A 19,393-nucleotide genomic window follows, 5' to 3' on the forward strand; every position below is an offset into this window, starting at 1 on the left:
AGGTGCCGGAAAACAGCCACTTCTGAGACATTTTGGGACGTCCTGAGAAGGGTAGATGGTGCCCAGAAGAGGACTCGAACTGGAGCACCTGAAAACCGCAGAAAACCAAGGGTTTTGAAACGTCTGTTGTAACACTTGGCATATCCAACTGTAACAGTTTTGACAAGCGTGCCCCCAAAATGGCCCCCACTTGGAAGGTGCTTAGGTTCGAGTCCGAAAAAGGGACTCGAATTACACTCCACTCTGCGTCTTGAAACAATGAGACGCCAAGGCAGCGTTGAAGGGGGATAATAGGTTGCGCGACCTGTAGGCGTTCGGAAAAAGCCGAGCAGTCCAAAATGCCGCGTTACTTGCGCACTCCACGAGCTGAAATTTGGGCGCTCCCATAAGCTGGCACCTCTGATCCAACACTGGTGGACTTCCCCCATACCCCCTCCGACATGCGGTGGCAGCAGGTGCAAAGGAGGTAGCGCGGATCATCCCGGCTTTCCCGACAATGCCGGTGTATAAACCGGATTGCGCTTTGCGGTGTTCACATATAAACGGTGGTTTACTTGTGAACAAAAGGTTATCCACATGACAATTCGCACACCGGCAATCGCATACTTCCGCGTTTCCACAGATCGACAGGGCCGCAGCGGTTTAGGTCTGGAGGCGCAGCGGGAAGCCGTGGCGCGCTATGCTGCTGAAACCCGGCTGGAATTGGTCGGCGAGTTCGTTGAGGTCGAGACAGGAAAAGGTTCGAATGCGCTAAGCAAACGGCCCCAGCTTCTCGCTGCCCTTACCCAGGCAAAGAACCGAAAGGCCAAACTGGTTTTGGCAAAGCTCGACCGGCTCGCCCGCAACGTTCATTTTATCTCGGGCCTGATGGAAACTGGCGTGGATTTCGCGGTTGCTGATATGCCCAATGCAGATCGCTTCCAACTGCACCTTTATGCCGCTCTGGCGGAGAAGGAGGCCGAGGTTATCTCCCACCGGACCAAGGCTGCCCTTGCCGCTGCAAAGGCTCGCGGAACAGTTTTGGGGCGCAACGGCAAGGTGCTGGCGAAGCGTAACAAGGCGGAAGCCGAAGCGCGTCTAAAGCCAATCGCGGGCCAGCTTCTGGCAAAGAAGGAGGCAGGCAAGAGCATTCGTCAAATAGCAGCGGAGCTAAACAAAGAAGGAGTAGCATCGCCCGCTGGCGGCAAATGGCATCCAGCCAGCCTTCATCGAGCACTGAGCAGGCTTGAAACGATGAAGGGCTAGTAACCTCTACGGCACGAAATTCTAATATGCTCGGACGCTATGCGAAGCGATCCTGCACGAACTCCCAGACCGCGTTCACCTTGGCGTTCCAAAGCGCCTCTGGGTAAGGCTCCTCAGGTAATTGATTGAGCTGCACCCTGAGTTCGGTCCAGACAGTTCCTCGCGTTTCTTGACCGCGCTGCCAATCGACGGCCTCGACTAGCGTAGTGAGCCGCTCCAAAAGCTTTTTGGCGACCGCTTTCACCTCGGTCTCTTGTGCCCTCGTCAGCCTTGGTTCGGGATTGGTTAGCAGGTCGAAGATCGCCAGCTCCGTCTGACTGAGTCCAGCTCTTGCGGCGCGCTCTTCCTCCTCATCGAGTCTGTGCACAAAATCTTTCAGCTCTGCAAAGAACCGCTCCGCATCAATCGACGCTGCATTGTAGGCAGCAACCAGCTCCTCCAGCTTCTCGATCATCGGTTTGCGAGCAGGGTTCTCCCTCACCATCTTCTTGGCTTTGGCCTCGGCTTGCTCGCGCAGTCTTTCAGCGGCAACTTTTGGGCTCTCTTGGAAAAGATCGCTCAGCTTCTCGAAGTCGATGTCGGAGAGGTCCACGCGCCCTTCGCGGCTGTCGCCTTCGATGATCGGCGAGACTATAGCGACGCCTTCGATCCGCTCGTCGAGCAGCGTCGCTATCCGTGCGGCGATGGCCGAAATATCGACCGGGCCAAGTTTGGCACGAACGGCATCGGCCAGCGTATGGAGGACCGCCACCCGCCGCAGGAATGGCGCAGCACGCTCATCGGGAAGCACGGCCTTGTAGGCCTTCGACACAGCGGCAGACAGCCGCAAGAACTCGCGCCGCCTCTCGTCGGGGGCTACGAGCACTTCGACTGCCGCCGTGATCTGCCGGAGGCGCTCCATCCCCTGGACATCCAGAATAGCTGGCAAGTCGAGATCGAGAGAGGAGGTGAAGCTCTCGGCCTCTTCCAGCATGGTCGATAGCGCTCCGATCAGTGCCTGCTTGTCCTTGATCGGCGTCTCACCGACGCCAGCGCCGCCCGCATATACGGCAAGAGCCTTCTGAAGGTTGTTGAACACGCCAATGTAGTCGACGATCACGCCCGATGTCTTGTCCTCAGCCCTACGGTTGGCGCGGGCGATAGTCTGCATCAAAGTGTGGTTCTTCATCGGCTTGTCGAGATACACCGTGCCGATGCTGGGCACGTCGAACCCGGTAATCCACATCGCGCAGACGAACACCATTCGCAGCGGATCGTCGGCATCCTTGAACTTACGTTCTAGGTCTTCCTTCTGCATCCGCTCACGATGCGGGAGAATATCGAGCCCTCTCTTCCGCAGGTCGTCGACTTCGTTCTGCCCCTGGCTAACCACCACGGCCATATCCAGCTCGCGTAGGTGCATCAGGCGCTCCGCAATTTCCGCGCCCTCCGCTTCATGCGCCGTCTTGAGGTGCTTCTCAGCTTCGGCGATCAGGCGCTCGATTGCCGCCTTCACTCGGTCGTGCATGGCGACCGCAGCGGCCTTGTCTATGGCGACGAACATGGCCTTCCCGCGATAGCCGCGCGAAGCGAAGTGTCGCGCCACGTCCTCGGCTACCTTGTCCTGTCGGTCGGGATTGGTGATGAGCGTGTATTGGCGCCCGAAATCGCGGCCCAGTTTTCGCTCCTGCTCCTCGTCGAGCATTACTTCGTCTAGCAACTCATCGAGATCGCTTTGCAGGGCGTCCCGATCCATCTGAAGCTCCGGCTTGCGGGCTTCGTAGTAGAGCGGCACCGTCGCACCATCCCGCACCGACTGGGCGAAATCATACACCGAGACGTAATCGCCGAACACTTCGCGGGTGCGGCTGTCCTCGCCCTTGATAAGCGGCGTGCCTGTGAAGCCGATGAAGGCCGCATTGGGCAACGCCGCTCGCATGTTGGCGGCAAGCTGATCGTACTGGCTGCGATGTGCCTCGTCGGTCATTACGATGATGTCGGAGCGGTCCGACAAGACCGGCATCGGTTCGCGGTCCTCGGTGGAGAACTTCTGGATCAGGGTGAAAACGTAGCGTTCGTTGCCTTCCAGCAAATCGCGAAGATGCGCTCGGCTTCCGGCCTGCGCTTCCCGGATGTCTTTCGTCAGCGCCCCAGCCGAAGCGAACTGCCCGGCGATCTGATCGTCCAGCTCTGTGCGATCCGTGACGATCACGAAAGTATAGTTGCCAGCAATCCGCCGAAGCACCTTCTCGGCAAACATCACCATCGACAGGCTCTTGCCCGAGCCCTGTGTGTGCCAGAATACGCCCAGCTTGCGCTGATCATCGGCCAGCCTGCCGACCGCTTCGATCGCGCGGTTGACGCCCAGCACCTGATGATACCTGCCAACGATCTTTCGCAGGCCGTCGCGCGCCTCGTCGAACAACACGAAGTTCTCGATCAGATCGAGGAAACGGGCGGGCTCGCATGTCGCATGAAGCAGAGTGTTGAGGCTGGGATCGTCGGGCTCGCCCTCTTCCAGCTTCTGCCAGGGCGAGAAGAAGCGATAGGGCGCATGGCTGGCCCCGATGAGGTTATCGATACCGTTGGAGAGGATCACGAAGCCATTGGCGTCGAACACGCGCGGTATCGCATCCTTGTAGTCACGCAGATTGGCCTCGTATCCGTCCTGCACCGGCTTCGTCGGAGCTTTCCATTCGGCGAAGAGAAGCGGAATGCCGTTGACGAAGCCGATAGTGTCCGGGCGGCGCTTGTGATGCAGCCCCTCAATCCAGACCTGGTTGGCGGCGAGAAAATCATTGGCAGCTGGATTCCGCCAATCGATCACGCGGACGGTGACATCCTCGAACTTCCCGTCATCGCGCCTGACTTCGACGGTCACACCATCGACTATCTGCGCCAGGACTTCGCGATTGGCAGCCACAGGATTGAGTGCCGAGCGATCCCGGAAGAGTTTGTCCTCAGCCAGCTTGAGCGCTTCTTCCGGCAGGCCGGGATTGAGCTTTGCCATGGCGGCGCGAAACCAGGCGGGCAGGTACGTCTGGCGAAAGCTGATGCGACCCGTCGGATTGTCCGGTCCCGGCTGTTCATGAAGTAGATTGATGCGTTCCCAGCCGAGCTGCTCCATTAGGTCCAAAGCGGGCTGCTCCACCGTCTTGTCCTCACTGGCGACAAAGCTGGAAAGCGACGGCGCCATCAGTCGATCTCGGAGCTTTCATCGCCATCGACGTCGACATCGATGGTGGCGCCTGCGTCAGTGAATTGCAGGGCATAGGGCCGGAAGACTTCTCGGAAACGCTCAAGGGTCGAGACCACCCAGGCTTGCTGTTCCGGCCAGTCCTCTTCGTCGGCAGGGTTGGTCTTCTCCCGATAGAGCGCGATGCGGCTTTGCTTCTTGCCTTCGAGCCGTTGCCATGAAAGGCCTGGAATTGCCTCGTCGATTGCCGCCCGATGCGCCTCCAGCTCGTCGTACCAGACCTTTCCCGGTGGGCCGCGAAAGGCGAACTCGACCGAGAGGTGCTGCTTGCCCTTGTTGACGGTCGAGGAGAGCCAGGTGTCGGAACGCCCCAGAGAATAATCCGCCCAGTGCTGGGGATGGGCTTTCTGCGGGCGCACCTTGCTTTTGCGATCGATCAGCTTCGCGCGAACACCCTTCCAGAAGCGCTGCTGTTGTTGCTTGAGGTCGGACAGGCCGGATTCGGTCTTCTGCTTGACCTCTTTCGTCCATTCATTGGGCTCGGCCACCACATTGAACATGGGTGCGGGCGGCGATCCATCGATTTGCCACAGCTCGATTTCAAGCCCGAAGATTTCGAGATTGTCGGTCGTCAGATCATTCAGCCAGTCCAGGGCCGCGCGATGTTCTTCTGCAAACTTCTCGGCGATCCAGACGATCGTGACGGCATCAAGCCCCGCTGCGTAGGTGAGGAGTTGGCCGAGGTGGCGGTGATCGGTGCGTTCAAGCTGGTTCTCGATCAGCACCCAGTGATCGTCTGTCGTGTCGGTGCGCTTGGCGAGTATGTCAGCCTTGAACGGACCGACGAACTTCTCGGTCGCCTCGACCTCCAGCTCCATGTCGAGCACTTCCTGGAGTAATTCCATGCCTTCTTCGGATGCGAGCCAAGGCGTGAAGTGCGTTGCCTCGTTCATCCACGCGCTGCGGACATCGACGCGCTTTACCTTGCCTAGTTTGGGGATCATGCTGCGTCCTCAAGTTCGCGCTCGGCAATCTCGACGGAGAGCTGGCCGGAGATTAGACGGGGGAGCAGGAGGTCGCGGGAGGCTGCAAGTTTCTCGTTCGCCACATGAAGGTTCACCAGCTCTTCGTCGACCGGTGAGAAGAAAGCGTCGGCCTGTCTCTGGGTCTCATCGTCAGCCACCGGCAGATAGATGGTTTTAAGGTGCTTCGCTCCGAGATGGGCGACGGTCGTGCCGCTGATGGTGTCTTCGAAAAACTTAATCTTCGGCTTCACCGCTTGGAGGAGCCAGCCGCTCGACCGGGCCAGCGTTGGCCTCAGCCGCGTCACTCGTTGATTGAGAGCTGCATCTCCGCCAACCCACACATTTGTGTGAAAGTTGCCGTCCATCCCAACCAGAATGTCTCCATTGCGGACGCAGTATCGATCGGCAAACTCCTCCGGCGTCCAAGTAGAGGTTCGCCCCTCTTGTACATCCCGGATACGCACGACACGAGCGCCGACCGGCTCGGTCGAGAATGCCTTTGACTTGAATGCGAAGCCGAACCCCACCTCAGCAGCATCGTAGAGGTTCACCCACTCCCAACCCTCAGGCAGCGGGCCATCGGGAGCACCGACGATGGGCACATCTTCATGGCCGGGGAAGCGGAAGCGGACGAACCACTCCTCGAACAGCCGCCGCGCCATCTCCTCCAGCGCCGCTATCCGCCGCCGGTTGACCTCGATCAGGTCGTCATAGGTTCCAAGGATCGCCGCGATGCGCTGCTGTGTTTCGAGGGGCGGGACAGGGATAAGAGCCTGTCGAAAAAGCGGATGATGCCCCTTGTAGTCCGATAGACTTACCCGCCCTAGCGCAGCGTAGAAAAAATAGCGCGTATCAATAATACCGGGCTTCCCAACCTTCGGGAAGATATTCTGGATACACGAGAACGGCGAAGTCATAAAACGCATTGCGCAAGTGTGGTTGGCAAATGTCACGACTGGCCTACCCTGCGTTGCCTGAACTCCAGGCTCCTCGTCGTGATAGCCAACGAAATCGGTTTGCCCCTGCGAAAGCACGGGCACGCGCCCTGACGCCTGCGAAGATTTTTTGTCGAACAGCTTCCCCGGCTTCAATTTTTCCGTCGCATCCTCGGTCGCGAGATACTTCCAACCGTGAGGGAGTTTCGGAGCCTCATCGGCTTCAAGATAGAACGGTTGAGTGAGGCTCATCTTGCAAGCACCTCAGCCGCGTTTTGAGCGATGGTCTCTTGCAACTGTGCCGCCTCCGCATTCAACGTCTCCAGCTCCTCCTGCAACCCCTCCAATCGCTCTTTAAAATCGACGTCGTCGATCTGCTCGCCAGCCGCCACGCCAACATAGCGGCCAGGATTGAAGCTCCAGTCTTGCGCTTCGATCTCCTTTCGGCTGACAACTTTGCAGAGGCCAGCCACATTGCGGAAGCCATCTTCGCCGAACGTTTCTGCCATCAGGTCCGCGCTGCCCTGCTGCATCTCGACCTCACCCCCGCGCCACAGCCGCACGATGTTGCTGATAAACTCGATCTGCTCTGGCGTGTATTCGCGGTGCGCCCGCGTCACCTGCCGGAAAATCTTGCGGGCATCGATGAAGAGCACCTGATCCGCGCGCTCGCCATCCGTCTTGCCTTTGTCGAGGAACCAGAGTGTTACTGGCAGCGTGACGGTAAGGAACATATTGGGCGAGGTCGTGATGATGACATCCACCATTCCGCTCTCGACCAGCTTGCGGCGCATCTCCTTTTCGGAATGTCCCGCATCGGCAGCCGAGTTCGCCATTACGAAGCCTCCGCGACCGGTTTCGTTCAGCGCGGCGGCAAACATCCCAATCCAGAGGTAGTTGGCGTTGTTGGTCCCCGGAATGCCCAGTGGAAAGCGCGGGCTGACCTTGCCCGCATCGTTTACCAGCCGGGAGCGATCGACCTCCGATTGGTTGAAGGGCGGATTGGCCATGACGAAATCGAACTGGCCCACCATTTTGTGCGGGTCTTCGTAATAGGCGTTGGCCACCTTGATGTCGCCGGAAACGCCATGAACCGCCAGATTGAGGCGGCACAGCTTCTGTGTGTCCTCCATCTTCTCAACGCCATAAAGGCCGATCTCGCGGCTGGGATTGTCCCCGTGCCGCTTCACGAACTCCGCCGAATGCACGAACATGCCGCCCGATCCGCAGGCGGGATCGAGTATTTTGCCATGATAGGGCTCAATCACCTCCACGATCAGCTTCACGATGGACGCCGGGGTAAAATACTCCCCACCCTTCTGCATATAGTTGGACGCAAACTCGCCCATGAAATACTCGAAGATGAGGCCGTAGGCGTCCCCGTCGATCTCCAGCGGCGCAAGCAGGCGCAGAAGCTCTCTCAGCACTCCGTTGGGCAGCGATCCGTAGCCCTGCGGCATCACACCGGCGAGATCGGGATTGTGCTCCGCAATCGCCTTCATCGCCTCGTTCAATGCCTCGGCGAGGTTCTCGTTTTCCGGTAAGCCGAGCAGGTAGGAGAAGCGGGCATGGTCGGGCAGAAATATCGCGCCCTTGCCCTGATAGTCGCCCGGCGTGGGCTTCATGCGGCCCGTGAACGTCTCCGCCAGCTCTGCATCGATGAGATCGAACTTCGCCTCCATCTGCCGCAGCGCAATGAGCGCCAGCACCGGCTGAGCGTATTGGTCAGGCCGAAGGGCTGTGTTCGTCCAGAGCTGGTTTGCCGTCGCAAACAGGCGACGCGACAGGTCTTGAAGATCGACTGCCAAGATTTCCCCCAATGGTGTGCCCGGGATCACCCCAGAGTTTGCCAATGCCTGCCAGCTTACCGATCGCTCGAAAAGCCCTGATCTGAGAGGAAATGCTGAATTGATACCGTCAAGAACAAGAACGCGGTTTTGATTGGCCGAGTGACAAGTTCCTCCCGCACAGGGTTACCCAGGGTATACCCGGGGCCTCCCCCGGTTTCAGACCGAGGAGAGATGCAAGGTCAATACGCCAAGCGAACCATCTGGCAGGACGAAGAATTATCCCCTCAGGGTGTATCTAGGGTTATCCCCGGGTGCCGAGGAATGGATGAAGGACAATATCAGCTAGCCTACTCCGTGAGGAAGTAAGGTACGCCCCAGTGAGTACCCGGGAGAATCCTAGGGATACCCTAAGGGGAACCGGGGGGATTTGGAAACAAAAGAAGAACATCAGAGGGCGGCTAGGTCACTTATCCGGCTAACACATCTGTCTCGTTCTCTAATCGGCTTCCACAAGCTCAATCATTAAGGTTTCTTCATATTGCTCTATATCAAGGGCGACAGCTTCTTCCGACAGAACTGATAAAGTCTGTTCGGAGATTGCTGAGCGTATGCCCCTGCCCAACAAATGCGCCTCCGCTAGCGGGGCCATCGCTTCGATATACTCTTGCCGCAGCACCCAACATTTCTCTTTGGCCACTTCCAAGGCAGATCGAGCATCCGTGACGGTCGCCCAGCGTCGTGCCTCAAACTCTAGACACTGTTTTAGAAGCGCGCTGGCGCTTCCAGCCCTCGCCTCATTTACGTTGAAACTCTCCGGCTCTCGAATTTCGCGCGTTTCGCCGAGAGCATCCTGAGCTGCGGCGGGCACTGCAAAAATGGCAGCAGCGACTGTCAGCAAAAAAGAGGACTGGATCACGAAGCACTCCTGGAGAGGTGGGTCGTAAATACCGTGGCCTAGCCGTGCATCGGGCGCAACTGAAAAGCGGTGCCGCGACAATCACCTCGCACCGATACGGACGGAAAACTTCGCAAACTGGGCGATGCGATACGCGCTGCGCGTTATGAGATCGGCATGTCGCAAGAAGCGCTCGCCGATGCATCGGGCATTGATCGGTCGCATATGGGAAAGATCGAGCGCGGAGAACGCAATGTGAGCGTCCTGAACGTCGCCCGGGTGGCGGACGCCCTAAACGTCTCAATCGCGTCTCTGATGGCCTCAGCGGGGCTCTGAGGAGCTGATCTCGAAACGCGGTAGCCTTTCAATTTCCTGCACCAGCCGCGAAACCGGAACTGACCCGTAAGTCTGGTTAGCATTGCCCGCCGAGTGGCCTAGGATTGCGAGCGTGGCGCGATGGTCCAGCCCGTGCTCCATCGCCAGCGTATTGAACAGATGCCGCCAGGCATGGTTCGGCTTTACACCTTCGATCCCAAGCGACCTAACCCATTCGGCGAGCTTCGAGCCCAACCTGTTCGATTGGCGATTGATCGCGCTATCGCTGCGTCGCTTTGAGGGATCGTAGAATATCGGCCCCTCCCCTTGGCCCTGGACGAAGTCCAAAAAGCCCTGCTCGATCAGGTCGCTGTGCAACGGCACCACTCGCGCCTCTTGTGTCTTGATTGTTCCCGCTTCGGGTGTGAGTCGCATCACCCACACACCGTCGACGTCCATGATGTCTTTCTTCCGAAGCTGGGTGATTTCGTTCACTCGCGCTCCCGAGTAGGCCATGAGCCAGGGGCACCACCGCTTGGCATTGCGCCACTGTTCCTGAGCGCGCCCCTCCTCTGCGATGAGGGTTGCCCGAAGGATGCGTAATGCCTCCTCATTGGTGAACTCTTTGGGGCGGAGCTTTGGCTTGTGAGGAGCTTTCACCTTCCCTACGCCCATCATCGGATTTCGGTCGATCAGCCCGTCGCCCTTTGCCCATGCCAGCAAAGTGCTTACCGCCGCGAGGTAGCTGCCATTGATGGTTTTTGCGGAAAGAGGGCGTCCGCGATACCTGACCTTGTCTCGCAAGTGATTACGCCACGCGATGATCTGCCGGTCTGTGAGCTGGTGCAAATTCGGACTGCCCACGAACTCAACAAGCTGTCTGATGTAGGGACGCCATTGCGCGATGGTCTTGGGGCTGCGTCCCTCGACTTTCGCGAAGCTCTCGAAAAGGTCCAAGATGCTTAGCTCGCGCGCTGCCCGGTCCTGCTCGATAAACTCGCGAGCTTCGCGCTTTTCCCGCAACCGTGACATCTCGGCTGCGTGCTCGGCCCGAAGGGCTAGGTTGGCCGCAAAAGCTGGGTCGTCGGCGGCGCGCCGCTGCTCCTCGAACTCCAACCGCTCGAAAAACTCAGCAGACTCGACCGAGACCCGCATCATCTCGCTGGCGATCTGCTCCGACTTCGCCGTCTGCTCGCTTGATGGCGTAGCCGCTACCTGCTCTCGCGCGGGCTCGAGCGATGATCGTGCATGATCGATAAGTGCGTTGGTTTTGGCAACGCTCTCAGGGATGAGTCGCTTGGCCTCTTCTCGATTCTTTACCCCCAGGGACCATCGCCATTCAGTCCTCGGCTTGCCGGATGCAGTAGGGAAAAGATGCCGGATATCATCGGGTACTCCCCGACGGAAATAGTAGGTGCCCTGATGAAGCTGAAGGTAGGTACACATGCCGTTCTCCCGTTACGTTTGTAACAGTCAGCCGTGAAAATCCACTTGTTTTTCAGGGTTTTCGATACTTCTCAATGAGTTGAGAAATGCTGGTGCCCAGAAGAGGACTCGAACCTCCACGCCCTTGCGAGCGCCGCCACCTGAAGACGGTGCGTCTACCAATTCCGCCATCTGGGCACCGGAGCGAGCCGGTCATCGAAGGCCGTCTCGCGGGTAGGGGCGCGCAGATAGGACGGGCGGCAGCTTTAGTCAACGCGCGCGTGACGCGTGAATGCGCTTTTCCGGGGCCGCTGCGTCCCTTGCCGGAACGTCGCCCGCCCATCGCGCGTAATCCAGGCATTGCCCGCGCCCGTCGCGCTGTGCCAAGGGCGACGCGACCGACCAATCCCAGGAAAATTCCAGATGCCGAAATCCTCTCCGCTCCAAGGCAAGCTCGTCACCCTGATCGGCGGCAGCGGCTTTATCGGCAGTCATGTCGCACAGGATTTGCTCGAGCGCGGTGCACGCGTGCGCATCGCCGCGCGCGAGCCGGAAAAGGCGTTCAAATTGAAGCCGCTCGCCAATCTGGGGCAGCTCCAATTCGTGCGTTGCAACGCCATGGACGAACGCAGCATCGCGCAATGTGTCGACGGATCGGACGCGGTCGTCTACCTGATTGGCACATTCGAGCGGAACCAGCAGCAATTGCAGGCGGACAGCGCCGGCCACGCTGCGAAATGCGCGGCCGAAACCGGGGCGACGGGCTTCGTCTATATCTCGGCCATCGGTGCCGATCCCGAAGCCGAGACCGGCTATTACCGCACCAAGGGCGATGGCGAGCGACAAGTGCTCGCCGCTTTTCCCGAAGCGACAATCATCCGCCCCAGCGTCGTGTTCGGCGAGGAATCCGGGCTCATTCCCATGTTCGCAGACATGGTGCGCTTCATGCCCGTGATGCCGGTCTTCGGCGCAGATTCGAAGTTCCAGGTGGTGTGGGTCGATGACGTTGCCGCGGGGGTGACAAGCGCGCTGGAAGGCCCCGCCAAGCACGGCGGGAAAGTCTTCGAGGCGGCGGGCCCCGAGCAGCTCACCATGATGGAGATCCACGAGATGATTGCCGATGCCCAGCAACGTCGTCGTTATTTCTTTCCAATGCCGGACCCCATCGCCGGCATCTTTGCCGCCGTACCGATGTCCCCGATCAATCCGGATCAGCTCGCCATGCTGAAAAGCGGCAGCACGGCCGGCAAGGGCGCGAAGCAGCTGGGCGCGCTTGGCGTGGAGCCCAAGCCGCTTTCGCTATTCCTCGATCGCTGGATGGTGCGCTACCGCAAGCAGGGCCGCTTCGGGGAAGCGCGGATGACGCCGCGGAGCGACGCCTGAAAAACGCGATTGCCGATGATTTCGGCGTGGAACGGATCGGCAGCGGAAATTCGCGCGCGCGGGGTGGCGCGGTGGCGCGCCGCGCGCTTATAGCAGGGCTCATCCAGCCGCACAGATTCGGGACCTCACCGCCATGAAATTCTTCGTCGACACCGCCGAAATCGCCGACATCAAGGAACTCGCTTCCACCGGCTTGCTGGATGGCGTGACCACCAATCCCAGCCTGATCGCCAAGTCGGGCCGGGACTTCATGGAAGTGACGAAGGAAATCTGCGACATCGTCGATGGTCCGGTCAGCGCCGAGGTCGTTGCGCTCGACCACGAGACGATGATGAAGGAAGCGGACAAGCTGCGCGCCATCGCCGATAATGTCTGCATCAAAGTGCCGCTGACGGTGGACGGGCTGAAGACCTGCAACGCGCTGACCGGCGACGGCACCATGGTCAATGTCACGCTCTGCTTTTCCGCCAACCAGGCGCTGCTGGCCGCGAAGGCCGGTGCCACATTCATCTCGCCCTTCGTCGGGCGGCATGACGATAACGGCACGAACGGCATGGATCTGATCCGGGACATTCGCCAGATCTACGACAATTACGCGTTCGAAACCGAGATTCTCGTCGCCAGCGTGCGCCATGTCGGCCATGTGCTGGAAAGCGCGCTGATCGGGGCGGACGTAATGACCGCGCCGCCTAAAGTGATCCATGGCCTGTTCAAGCACACGCTGACCGAGAAAGGCATCGAGGGTTTCCTCGCCGACTGGCAGAAGACCGGACAGTCCATTCTCTGACCGGGAGGTGATTGCGGGCGACCGTTTGCCCTCTGTCTGCTAGGCCGACTGCGTCATGCAGACCGTCCTGCAATTCTTCGTGCAAATCCTGATGGCGCTGTTCGGCGCGATCGGAACCGCGCTCGCCACCTTCGGCGTTGTCGGCGTGTTATGCGGTGGCGGCGTGCTGGGTGGCGGCTGGTGCTGGCGCGCGTGGAAGCGGCGCGCCCTGCGCAAGGCCGGCGGCGATCCGGACTAGCTCGTCGCCTTCTCCGCCACGTGATCCGCCACCCACTGGTCGCGCAGCTTAAATTTCTGGATCTTGCCCGAGCCCGTAAGCGGCCAACTTTCGACCTCTTCCCAATAGGCCGGGCATTTCGGCGCGCTGATTTGCGAGCGACAATGCGCGCGCAGCTCTTCCGGATCCATCGCGTGGCCCTCTTCCATGCGCACGAACGCGGCGACCGCTTCGCCGAGCACCTCATCCGGCACGCCGACCACGGCGCATTCGGCAACGCCTCCATGCTCCAGCAGGACATTCTCGATCTCGGCGGGGAAGAGGTTCTCGCCCGCGCGGATGATCATGTCCTTCACCCGGCCGGTGATGACAGTGTAGCCGCGATCGTTCATCATGCCGAGATCGCCTGTATGCAGCCACCCCTCTGCATCCACCGCTTCCGCCGTTGCTTCGGGATTGTCATTGTAGCCGAGCATTGTGGCGTAGCTGCGCGCGCGGATTTCGCCCACCGTATCGCAGGGCAGAATCTCATCGGTTGCAGGATCGAAAATCCCGACTTCGCAGCCCAGCGCAGGCTGGCCGATCGTGCCCGTCATATCTTCGAAGCTATCGGACGGTCGGCCACTCGTGATCAGCGGGCTGCTTTCAGTCTGGCCATAAGCGACCATGGCCTGCGCGCCGAGCACCTTTTCCACCGCGCGGGCGAGATCGGGCGCGACCATCGCGCCGCCCATGCCCAGCAGTTTGAGCGAGGACAGGTCGCGCGGCTTTGCCTTCTGCGCCGCCACCATCGCCACCGCCATGGTCGGCACGCAAATCGACCAGCTGACTTTTTCCCGTTCGATCAGGTCGAGCGCGGCATTTGGATCGAACACCAGCAGCGGGACATAGGTCGTCGCCGATTGCAGCGAACCGAGCACACCCATCGAGCATCCCATCGTGTGGAACAGCGGAGTGAGACCGAGCGTCGTCTGCTTTTCCGCCAGCTCCCCGATCTTCACGAACAGGCGGGCATTGTTGGTCAGATTGCGATGCGAGAGGACGACGCCCTTGGGGAAGCCGGTCGTGCCGGACGTGTACTGGATCTGCGCCGGATCGTTGGTGTCCACATCGGGCAGCGTGCCGGATGGATCGGTGAACATCGCGTCGGGATCGGTCATGTCGACGATTTCGCGCAGCGTCGGAAGATCCTTTGCGACTTCCTCCGCGATCTGATGCATCGGATTGCCGCGCACTTCCGGGATCAGGAACAGGCAGGCGCTGTTGGACTGGCGCAGCACGTAATCGAGCTCGCGCTTCTGATAAGCAGGATTGACCGTCACCAAAGTCAGGCCGGCAAGGGCGGCGGCATATTCGACCAGCACCCATTCGGGCAAGTTCGGCCCCCATACGGCAACACGTTCGCCGGGCTGGAAACGGGCCGCAAGTCCCTTCGCCATGCGCTCGGCATCGGCGAGCAATTCGGCATAGGTCCATCGGCGTCCGCTGGTCCCGTCGAGCTTGCCTTCGACCAGCGCATCGACATCGCCATTGCGCGCCGCCTGATCGCGCAGCAATTGGCCGATCGTGGTGTCCAGCACCTCTTCATCTGCATACCAGTCGCACAGGGCCTTATCGAGCCGCTTACTCGTCATCGCTCTCTCCATCAGATCCGCTCTCCGGCGGGATTCGTGACGAAGCTATAACGCGCTCAGGCCGAACGCGATACTACCCTACTGCCAGACATAAACCGGCGCGGTATCGCGATTATAGGTGTCGTCGTAATAGGCGATCCGGCCATCGGCCGTCGGCTCGGCCGTCATGTAGGTAATATAGACCGGCACCGGATCGGGGATCGTCACATGCTGCTCGGGCGCGTCGCCCTCGGCCTCCGGCATGGTGCCGAACAGCCATTCGCCCAGTGCGGCAGCGTCTTCCAACCGCACGCAGCCATTGCTGATGAAGCGATCGTCCCGGCGAAACAGCGCACGATTATCGGTGTCGTGGAGATAGATGCCCTGATCGTTGGGGAACATGTACTTCACGCTGCCCATGGCGTTGCCGCTACCCGGCAATTCACGAACGCGCAGCTCGGTCGCGCCATTGGCTGCGCCGCGCCAATCGACATTGCGCCAGTTCAGCTTCTCCGCATCCGCCGTCCAGTCGGACAGGACTTCATAGCCCATCGCATCGAGCGAATTGCCGCGCAGCACGGCCGGCGCGATGATCCGCTCGACCAAATCGACGGGCACATTCCAATAGGGATTGAGCGTGGCAACGCTGAGCAGCCCGGCCATCATCGGCGTCGGCGTATTCTGCGAACCGACGATGACCCTCATCCGTCCGATTTCCTTGCCGCCATCGTAATAGCTGAGCGTCTGCGACGCAGCGTTTACCAGTATGTGGCGCCTGTCTGGGCCGGGCAGCTCTGCCGCGCGGGCCATGTTGCGGCGAATGGCTGCGGGATCGGTGCGTCGCGCGGTGGAATTGAGCGCGGCGACGGTTTGCGGGCCCAGTGTGCCGTCGGCGGTCAGATTGCGCGATCGCTGAAACGCCGCCAGCGCATCGCGCAGATCTTCATCGAAGACATCGCCTTCGGAGAGGCTCAGCCGCTCGCGGAGTCGACGCACGCGCACGCCCTCGTCGCCGGTGCGCAGAAGCGGACCATTCACGATGACGATCTGGTTGTAATCGTCCGGCGAACTTTCGGCGAGAATGCGGCGAAGCGCCACGTAGAGCGGATGCATCCACCCCATTTCGGCCACGTAGGTGTCGAAATCTTCGGCAAGCGCGGCCCGGCGCAAAATGCCGCTCACGGTGCGCGCACCGGGCCGCACGGTATCGCTGTAATATGCGACTTCACCCGATTCCTGCCCAAGTGCCTGGACGTAGCGCGTAAAGGCGCGCGAAAGCGCGATCTCGGCTTCGGCCTGTTCCTTCGCGTCACCTGTGCGGGCGTCGTAAAGTTTCTCCGAAAGCTCTTCGGTGTCAAAAAGCCGCGGGTTCAATCCATCGAGCTGAACCGTCTCGAGATGCCTGATGAGGGCGGTGGCGGCGCCCGTGACTTCGCCATCGACCACCCAGAGCGGCCAGTAACCGCGACGCGAATAGAAACGATCGTATTCGCCATCGACTTCACGCCGCAATTCGCGAACGAATCTCGCGCGCTCGGGCGTGACCTCACGATCCTGTCGGGCGGAAGTCACCTCATCTGCGCTGCTGCGCGCATGAGTAACGTTGGCCGAACCGGCAAGGACGCATCCTGCCAGCAGGGCGAGCTGCAATGTCCGGCGCACCGTTTTCATGGTCTAGCCTCGCTCGCCGGTCGGTTCCGGCACGTATACGGGAGCCGGGGCGGGCGGACATGGCGGCGCGACCCATGCAGTGTAGTTGCCGTTCGCATCGTAATAGCCGTCGATCATGCCATCGCCATCGACATCCGCAGCGACGGTGCCGACCACGGCACCGGGGCCGACGGGTGCCGGTGCGACATACACGTCATCGTCGTCGCTATAACTGGCACAGGCCCCAAGGCCGATGGTTGCAAGCCCCAGCAGGGCGATGTGGACTGTTTTCATGGATCGGTCCCTTCATTTGCTTATCGCGCGGTACGCTGAATCGATGCGTAATCGACAACAGTACCGACTCGAGCAATGTGTCGTGCGGCTCGGCAGTTCCCACTATCGTCGTCCCGCCATGAATGGCGGATTGCAAAAAAGGCCCTGCCAGCAAAGGGCTGGCAGGGCCGATATTGCGCCCAAGGGGCAAGGCGCAGGCTGGCCGATCTACATGTCGGGCTCATCCTGCATTGCTTCGTCTGCCATATCGCCTTCGTTCAATGCGGATATGGCCATCTGGATACGCTGCGCGACAGCGGGGTCGGACTGAGCCGCGCGCCCGATGGCAGTGTAGGTCGCGGTGTCGAGCCCCGCATCGGCGACGATCGCTTCGGCTTGTGTCTGCCGTTCCTCGTCACTCAGAGCGCCATCTGCGTTGAGATCGCGCATTTGCAGCGCGGCGTTGGCGAAGGCGGCGATCTGCTCGTCGGTAAACTCCGCCGAGACCGCGGGAGGGGCCATGGACGGCGGAATGTCCCGTGGTTCCATGGGCTCCGTCTGCGCAGGCGGAATGGAATTGGGGGCCGGTGGCCCTTCCTGCATATCCTGCGCCGTCGCAGCTGTAGCGAGGAGCAGCGTCCCGGCAGTGGCCAGGGCGAAAATGCGTTTCATCTGGTAATCCTTCCAAGCGTTTAACACGCCCCCGATGGAAGGCTGCCCATATCGGCAGCGTCGCGACAAGCGGCTCTTGGACAAGGCGCGCGAGTCGCGCGGCGAAGAGGGATTTGTGTGGCGCAGCTGCGATGAGCGGAGATGTCCCGCTGAAAACCGACCCTCCGCCCGCCTACGCGAACGCTCGGATCACCGACACCCGACGTCCGGCAGGGCGCGAATCACAAATGGGTGTCGTAGAGCGCTTTCAGGGCCGACCACGCACGCTCGGCGGCATCTTCGGCGTAGGCAGGGCTGTCGAGCACCGTCCAACCATGATCGCCGGCATAGACGTCCACCGTCACGTCCGCCGCCGCAGCGGATCCGGCATTGGCGAGGGCGACCTTGGCGCCCGGATCGTCGGCATCGTCGTCCTGCGCAATGGCGATCAGCGCCCCGGCATCGTCCGCCATGTCATCCAGCAGGTTGGCCGGCGCGTTCGGAGCGTCGCCGACAAGTTGGCCGCCATGAAAACTGGCAGCGGCCTTGACCCGCCCCGGCACGGCCGCGGCGCTCATAATGGTCCAGCTGCCCGTCATGCAATAGCCCTGATTACCGATGCCGCGGGTGCTGTCGACCGCATCCTGCTGGTCGAGCCAGGAGACCACGTCGCGCGCCGTCGCCATGATCGCTTCGGGCGTGTTCCGCTCCCGCCAGGGGCGCACTGCGGCAAATCCATCCGCTTCCCGAAAGCTTTCGAAATCCGAAAACTGTTGCCCGCTAACCGAGCGGTAATAGGGGTTGGCGACGAAAACGGCATAGCCTTCGCCCGCCAGCCGCCGTCCCATTTGCACCTTTGCCGGCCTTAGCCCGGCGATGTCCGGCCAGAGGATCACCCCCGGATGCGCTCCGCTCGATGGGCGCAGGAATACGCCGTCCATCGTTCCGCCATCGGCGGCAAAGCTCACCGTGTCGCTGGCTATGCCAGTGTCCGTCGCATTGCCGCTCGCCATCGGAGCGCAGGCGGATGCGGCGCCCGCAACGCCGATGGCGCCGAACTCGCGACGGGTAAGGCCCGTGCGGCCCTGGAAGTGATCACGCTCGCACATCGTCGGCTCCTCTTTTCGTTCGTTCGGATGGTATGCTAGCACCGGACGGCGGCTTGGCAAGCCGATCGAACGATTGCGCAGCGCGCTCGCATTCATGCGGTCCTGCGACATTTTGGCCCTTCGCGGCGCGCATAAAGTTCGCGCTGTTCTACGAGCGGCTGTCAGCGCTCTGCCGAACGCCTTTCCAGCCCATGCGCCCTCGCCTATGTAAGAAGGGCTTCCGGTGTTCCGCAGACATGTGGGAGACGTGATCGACCTTGGACGAGCACGCCGATCAAATGGGACGCGTACGGCGCGACAGCATCTGTGGCCGATCATCTTTTGGCAAAGGAAGGATGATCAACATGAGCAACTTTACCGAATATTTCATACCATTTGCCGCGGCCGCAATGGCCACCACAATGCCTGCCTATGCGCAGGACGCACCGACGCAGGCCGACGGCGAAATCATCATCGAACCGAGCCAGGAGCGCGTCGTCTATGCTCAGCGCGTTTCCCGCCAGCTCGACCGCAATCTTGCCCGGCACAACGTACCACTGCGCACCGACGCCAGCGGCATCGTTCGCGTGCGCTTCACCGCCGATGGAAATGGGCGCGCGCATGATGTCGAAGTGATGGAGGATTCGGGCAGCCGCTTCCTCGAACGGGCGGCGATATGGGCCGTCTCGCGCTTGAGCGATATTGCGCCCACCTTCGCGCATGATCCGGCCGGACAGCGCATGCAGGCCAATATCGTTTTCGCCAATAGCTGGACTGAGGGCCGCCGGCTGACTCGCCAGCTCGAGGAGGAAGAGGCCGCACGCCTGGCTTCGCAAGCTGACGACGACGAACACGTGCTCGCCCTTAACATCGGGACTTCGGTCCGGCGATAAACCCCCAAGCCGGACGGAGCGCCGCGGTCGGCC

17 protein-coding genes and 1 tRNA gene are annotated in these 19,393 nt (G+C 60.7%); 6 read left to right on the forward strand and 12 right to left on the reverse strand.

Annotated features, from left to right (window positions below; all coding sequences use genetic code 11):
* Nucleotides 1-576: 576 nt before the first annotated feature.
* Nucleotides 577-1,245: a recombinase family protein gene (locus D6201_RS08055; protein ID WP_120048321.1), complete on the forward strand. Its 669-nt coding sequence runs from the start codon at nucleotides 577-579 to the stop codon at nucleotides 1,243-1,245.
* 37 nt (nucleotides 1,246-1,282) lie between these two features.
* Here D6201_RS08055 and D6201_RS08060 read toward each other — a convergent pair whose 3' ends face one another.
* From D6201_RS08060 to D6201_RS08080, 5 genes are all read right to left on the reverse strand, one after another.
* Complete coding sequence (locus tag D6201_RS08060; protein WP_120048322.1) at nucleotides 1,283-4,420, reverse strand: type I restriction endonuclease subunit R; 3,138 nt, start codon at nucleotides 4,418-4,420, stop codon at nucleotides 1,283-1,285.
* On the reverse strand, nucleotides 4,420-5,424 hold the full coding sequence (locus tag D6201_RS08065; RefSeq protein WP_120048323.1) for a DUF4268 domain-containing protein: 1,005 nt from the start codon (nucleotides 5,422-5,424) through the stop codon (nucleotides 4,420-4,422). The genes D6201_RS08060 and D6201_RS08065 overlap by 1 nt, the downstream gene beginning before the upstream one ends.
* Complete coding sequence (locus D6201_RS08070) at nucleotides 5,421-6,632, reverse strand: restriction endonuclease subunit S (protein WP_120048324.1); 1,212 nt, start codon at nucleotides 6,630-6,632, stop codon at nucleotides 5,421-5,423. The genes D6201_RS08065 and D6201_RS08070 overlap by 4 nt, the downstream gene beginning before the upstream one ends.
* Nucleotides 6,629-8,188 carry a type I restriction-modification system subunit M gene (locus tag D6201_RS08075; RefSeq protein WP_120049296.1) on the reverse strand — a complete coding sequence of 520 codons (1,560 nt, stop codon included), beginning with the start codon at nucleotides 8,186-8,188 and terminating at the stop codon, nucleotides 6,629-6,631. The genes D6201_RS08070 and D6201_RS08075 overlap by 4 nt, the downstream gene beginning before the upstream one ends.
* A 478-nt stretch (nucleotides 8,189-8,666) precedes the next feature.
* Nucleotides 8,667-9,086 (reverse strand): hypothetical protein, encoded by a 420-nt coding sequence (locus D6201_RS08080; RefSeq protein WP_120048325.1) that lies wholly within the window; start codon nucleotides 9,084-9,086, stop codon nucleotides 8,667-8,669.
* A 69-nt stretch (nucleotides 9,087-9,155) separates the two neighbouring features.
* Here D6201_RS08080 and D6201_RS13170 point away from each other — a divergent pair, with 69 nt between their 5' ends.
* Nucleotides 9,156-9,401: a helix-turn-helix domain-containing protein gene (locus tag D6201_RS13170; protein WP_120048326.1), complete on the forward strand. Its 246-nt coding sequence runs from the start codon at nucleotides 9,156-9,158 to the stop codon at nucleotides 9,399-9,401.
* Here D6201_RS13170 and D6201_RS08090 read toward each other — a convergent pair.
* Together D6201_RS08090 and D6201_RS08095 are read right to left on the reverse strand one after the other, a co-directional pair.
* On the reverse strand, nucleotides 9,387-10,826 hold the full coding sequence (locus tag D6201_RS08090; protein ID WP_120048327.1) for a DUF6538 domain-containing protein: 1,440 nt from the start codon (nucleotides 10,824-10,826) through the stop codon (nucleotides 9,387-9,389). The genes D6201_RS13170 and D6201_RS08090 overlap by 15 nt on opposite strands.
* Before the next feature lie 90 nt (nucleotides 10,827-10,916).
* Nucleotides 10,917-11,003 (reverse strand) — tRNA-Leu (locus D6201_RS08095).
* 225 nt (nucleotides 11,004-11,228) lie between these two features.
* Here D6201_RS08095 and D6201_RS08100 point away from each other — a divergent pair.
* From D6201_RS08100 to D6201_RS08110, 3 genes are all read left to right on the forward strand, one after another.
* Nucleotides 11,229-12,188, forward strand: coding sequence for a complex I NDUFA9 subunit family protein (locus tag D6201_RS08100; RefSeq protein WP_120048328.1), 960 nt, complete (start codon nucleotides 11,229-11,231; stop codon nucleotides 12,186-12,188).
* 133 nt (nucleotides 12,189-12,321) lie between these two features.
* Nucleotides 12,322-12,975, forward strand: coding sequence for a fructose-6-phosphate aldolase (gene fsa, locus D6201_RS08105; RefSeq protein WP_120048329.1), 654 nt, complete (start codon nucleotides 12,322-12,324; stop codon nucleotides 12,973-12,975).
* A 55-nt stretch (nucleotides 12,976-13,030) separates the two neighbouring features.
* Entirely contained in the window at nucleotides 13,031-13,213 is a 183-nt protein-coding gene (locus tag D6201_RS08110) for a hypothetical protein (RefSeq protein WP_120048330.1), read from the forward strand.
* Here D6201_RS08110 and D6201_RS08115 read toward each other — a convergent pair.
* The 5 genes from D6201_RS08115 to D6201_RS08135 all read right to left on the reverse strand — a co-directional run bounded on the left by D6201_RS08115 (nucleotide 13,210) and on the right by D6201_RS08135 (nucleotide 18,599).
* Entirely contained in the window at nucleotides 13,210-14,826 is a 1,617-nt protein-coding gene (locus D6201_RS08115; protein WP_120049297.1) for an AMP-binding protein, read from the reverse strand. The two genes, D6201_RS08110 and D6201_RS08115, sit on opposite strands and share 4 nt — an antisense overlap.
* A gap of 78 nt (nucleotides 14,827-14,904) precedes the next feature.
* Nucleotides 14,905-16,476, reverse strand: coding sequence for a L,D-transpeptidase family protein (locus D6201_RS08120; RefSeq protein ID WP_120048331.1), 1,572 nt, complete (start codon nucleotides 16,474-16,476; stop codon nucleotides 14,905-14,907).
* Nucleotides 16,477-16,479: 3 nt separating this feature from the next.
* Nucleotides 16,480-16,749 (reverse strand): hypothetical protein, encoded by a 270-nt coding sequence (locus tag D6201_RS08125; protein WP_120048332.1) that lies wholly within the window; start codon nucleotides 16,747-16,749, stop codon nucleotides 16,480-16,482.
* A gap of 207 nt (nucleotides 16,750-16,956) precedes the next feature.
* Nucleotides 16,957-17,400, reverse strand: a complete 444-nt coding sequence (locus D6201_RS08130) for a DUF4168 domain-containing protein (RefSeq protein ID WP_120048333.1) — start codon at nucleotides 17,398-17,400, stop codon at nucleotides 16,957-16,959.
* 221 nt (nucleotides 17,401-17,621) lie between these two features.
* Nucleotides 17,622-18,599, reverse strand: a complete 978-nt coding sequence (locus D6201_RS08135; protein ID WP_242447483.1) for a dienelactone hydrolase family protein — start codon at nucleotides 18,597-18,599, stop codon at nucleotides 17,622-17,624.
* A 146-nt stretch (nucleotides 18,600-18,745) separates the two neighbouring features.
* Between D6201_RS08135 and D6201_RS08140 the strand changes: the two genes are divergently transcribed.
* The gene (locus D6201_RS08140) at nucleotides 18,746-19,360 is read left to right on the forward strand and encodes a TonB family protein (protein ID WP_133303975.1); all 615 of its coding nucleotides are present in this window, start codon (nucleotides 18,746-18,748) and stop codon (nucleotides 19,358-19,360) included.
* Nucleotides 19,361-19,393 lie beyond the last annotated feature (33 nt).

Source organism: Aurantiacibacter aquimixticola, assembly GCF_003605475.1.
GTDB classification, from domain to species: domain Bacteria; phylum Pseudomonadota; class Alphaproteobacteria; order Sphingomonadales; family Sphingomonadaceae; genus Alteraurantiacibacter; species Alteraurantiacibacter aquimixticola_B.

What these genes read in the sequence shown, in the direction of transcription:
- D6201_RS08055 (WP_120048321.1), top strand. Translation starts at nt 577, where the DNA reads ATGACAATTCGCACACCGGCAATCGCATACTTCCGCGTTTCCACAGAT.
- D6201_RS08060 (WP_120048322.1), bottom strand. Translation starts at nt 4,420, where the DNA reads ATGGCGCCGTCGCTTTCCAGCTTTGTCGCCAGTGAGGACAAGACGGTG.
- D6201_RS08065 (WP_120048323.1), bottom strand. Translation starts at nt 5,424, where the DNA reads ATGATCCCCAAACTAGGCAAGGTAAAGCGCGTCGATGTCCGCAGCGCG.
- D6201_RS08070 (WP_120048324.1), bottom strand. Translation starts at nt 6,632, where the DNA reads ATGAGCCTCACTCAACCGTTCTATCTTGAAGCCGATGAGGCTCCGAAA.
- D6201_RS08090 (WP_120048327.1), bottom strand. Translation starts at nt 10,826, where the DNA reads ATGTGTACCTACCTTCAGCTTCATCAGGGCACCTACTATTTCCGTCGG.
- D6201_RS08100 (WP_120048328.1), top strand. Translation starts at nt 11,229, where the DNA reads ATGCCGAAATCCTCTCCGCTCCAAGGCAAGCTCGTCACCCTGATCGGC.
- fsa (WP_120048329.1), top strand. Translation starts at nt 12,322, where the DNA reads ATGAAATTCTTCGTCGACACCGCCGAAATCGCCGACATCAAGGAACTC.
- D6201_RS08110 (WP_120048330.1), top strand. Translation starts at nt 13,031, where the DNA reads ATGCAGACCGTCCTGCAATTCTTCGTGCAAATCCTGATGGCGCTGTTC.
- D6201_RS08115 (WP_120049297.1), bottom strand. Translation starts at nt 14,826, where the DNA reads ATGACGAGTAAGCGGCTCGATAAGGCCCTGTGCGACTGGTATGCAGAT.
- D6201_RS08120 (WP_120048331.1), bottom strand. Translation starts at nt 16,476, where the DNA reads ATGAAAACGGTGCGCCGGACATTGCAGCTCGCCCTGCTGGCAGGATGC.
- D6201_RS08125 (WP_120048332.1), bottom strand. Translation starts at nt 16,749, where the DNA reads ATGAAAACAGTCCACATCGCCCTGCTGGGGCTTGCAACCATCGGCCTT.
- D6201_RS08130 (WP_120048333.1), bottom strand. Translation starts at nt 17,400, where the DNA reads ATGAAACGCATTTTCGCCCTGGCCACTGCCGGGACGCTGCTCCTCGCT.
- D6201_RS08135 (WP_242447483.1), bottom strand. Translation starts at nt 18,599, where the DNA reads ATGTCGCAGGACCGCATGAATGCGAGCGCGCTGCGCAATCGTTCGATC.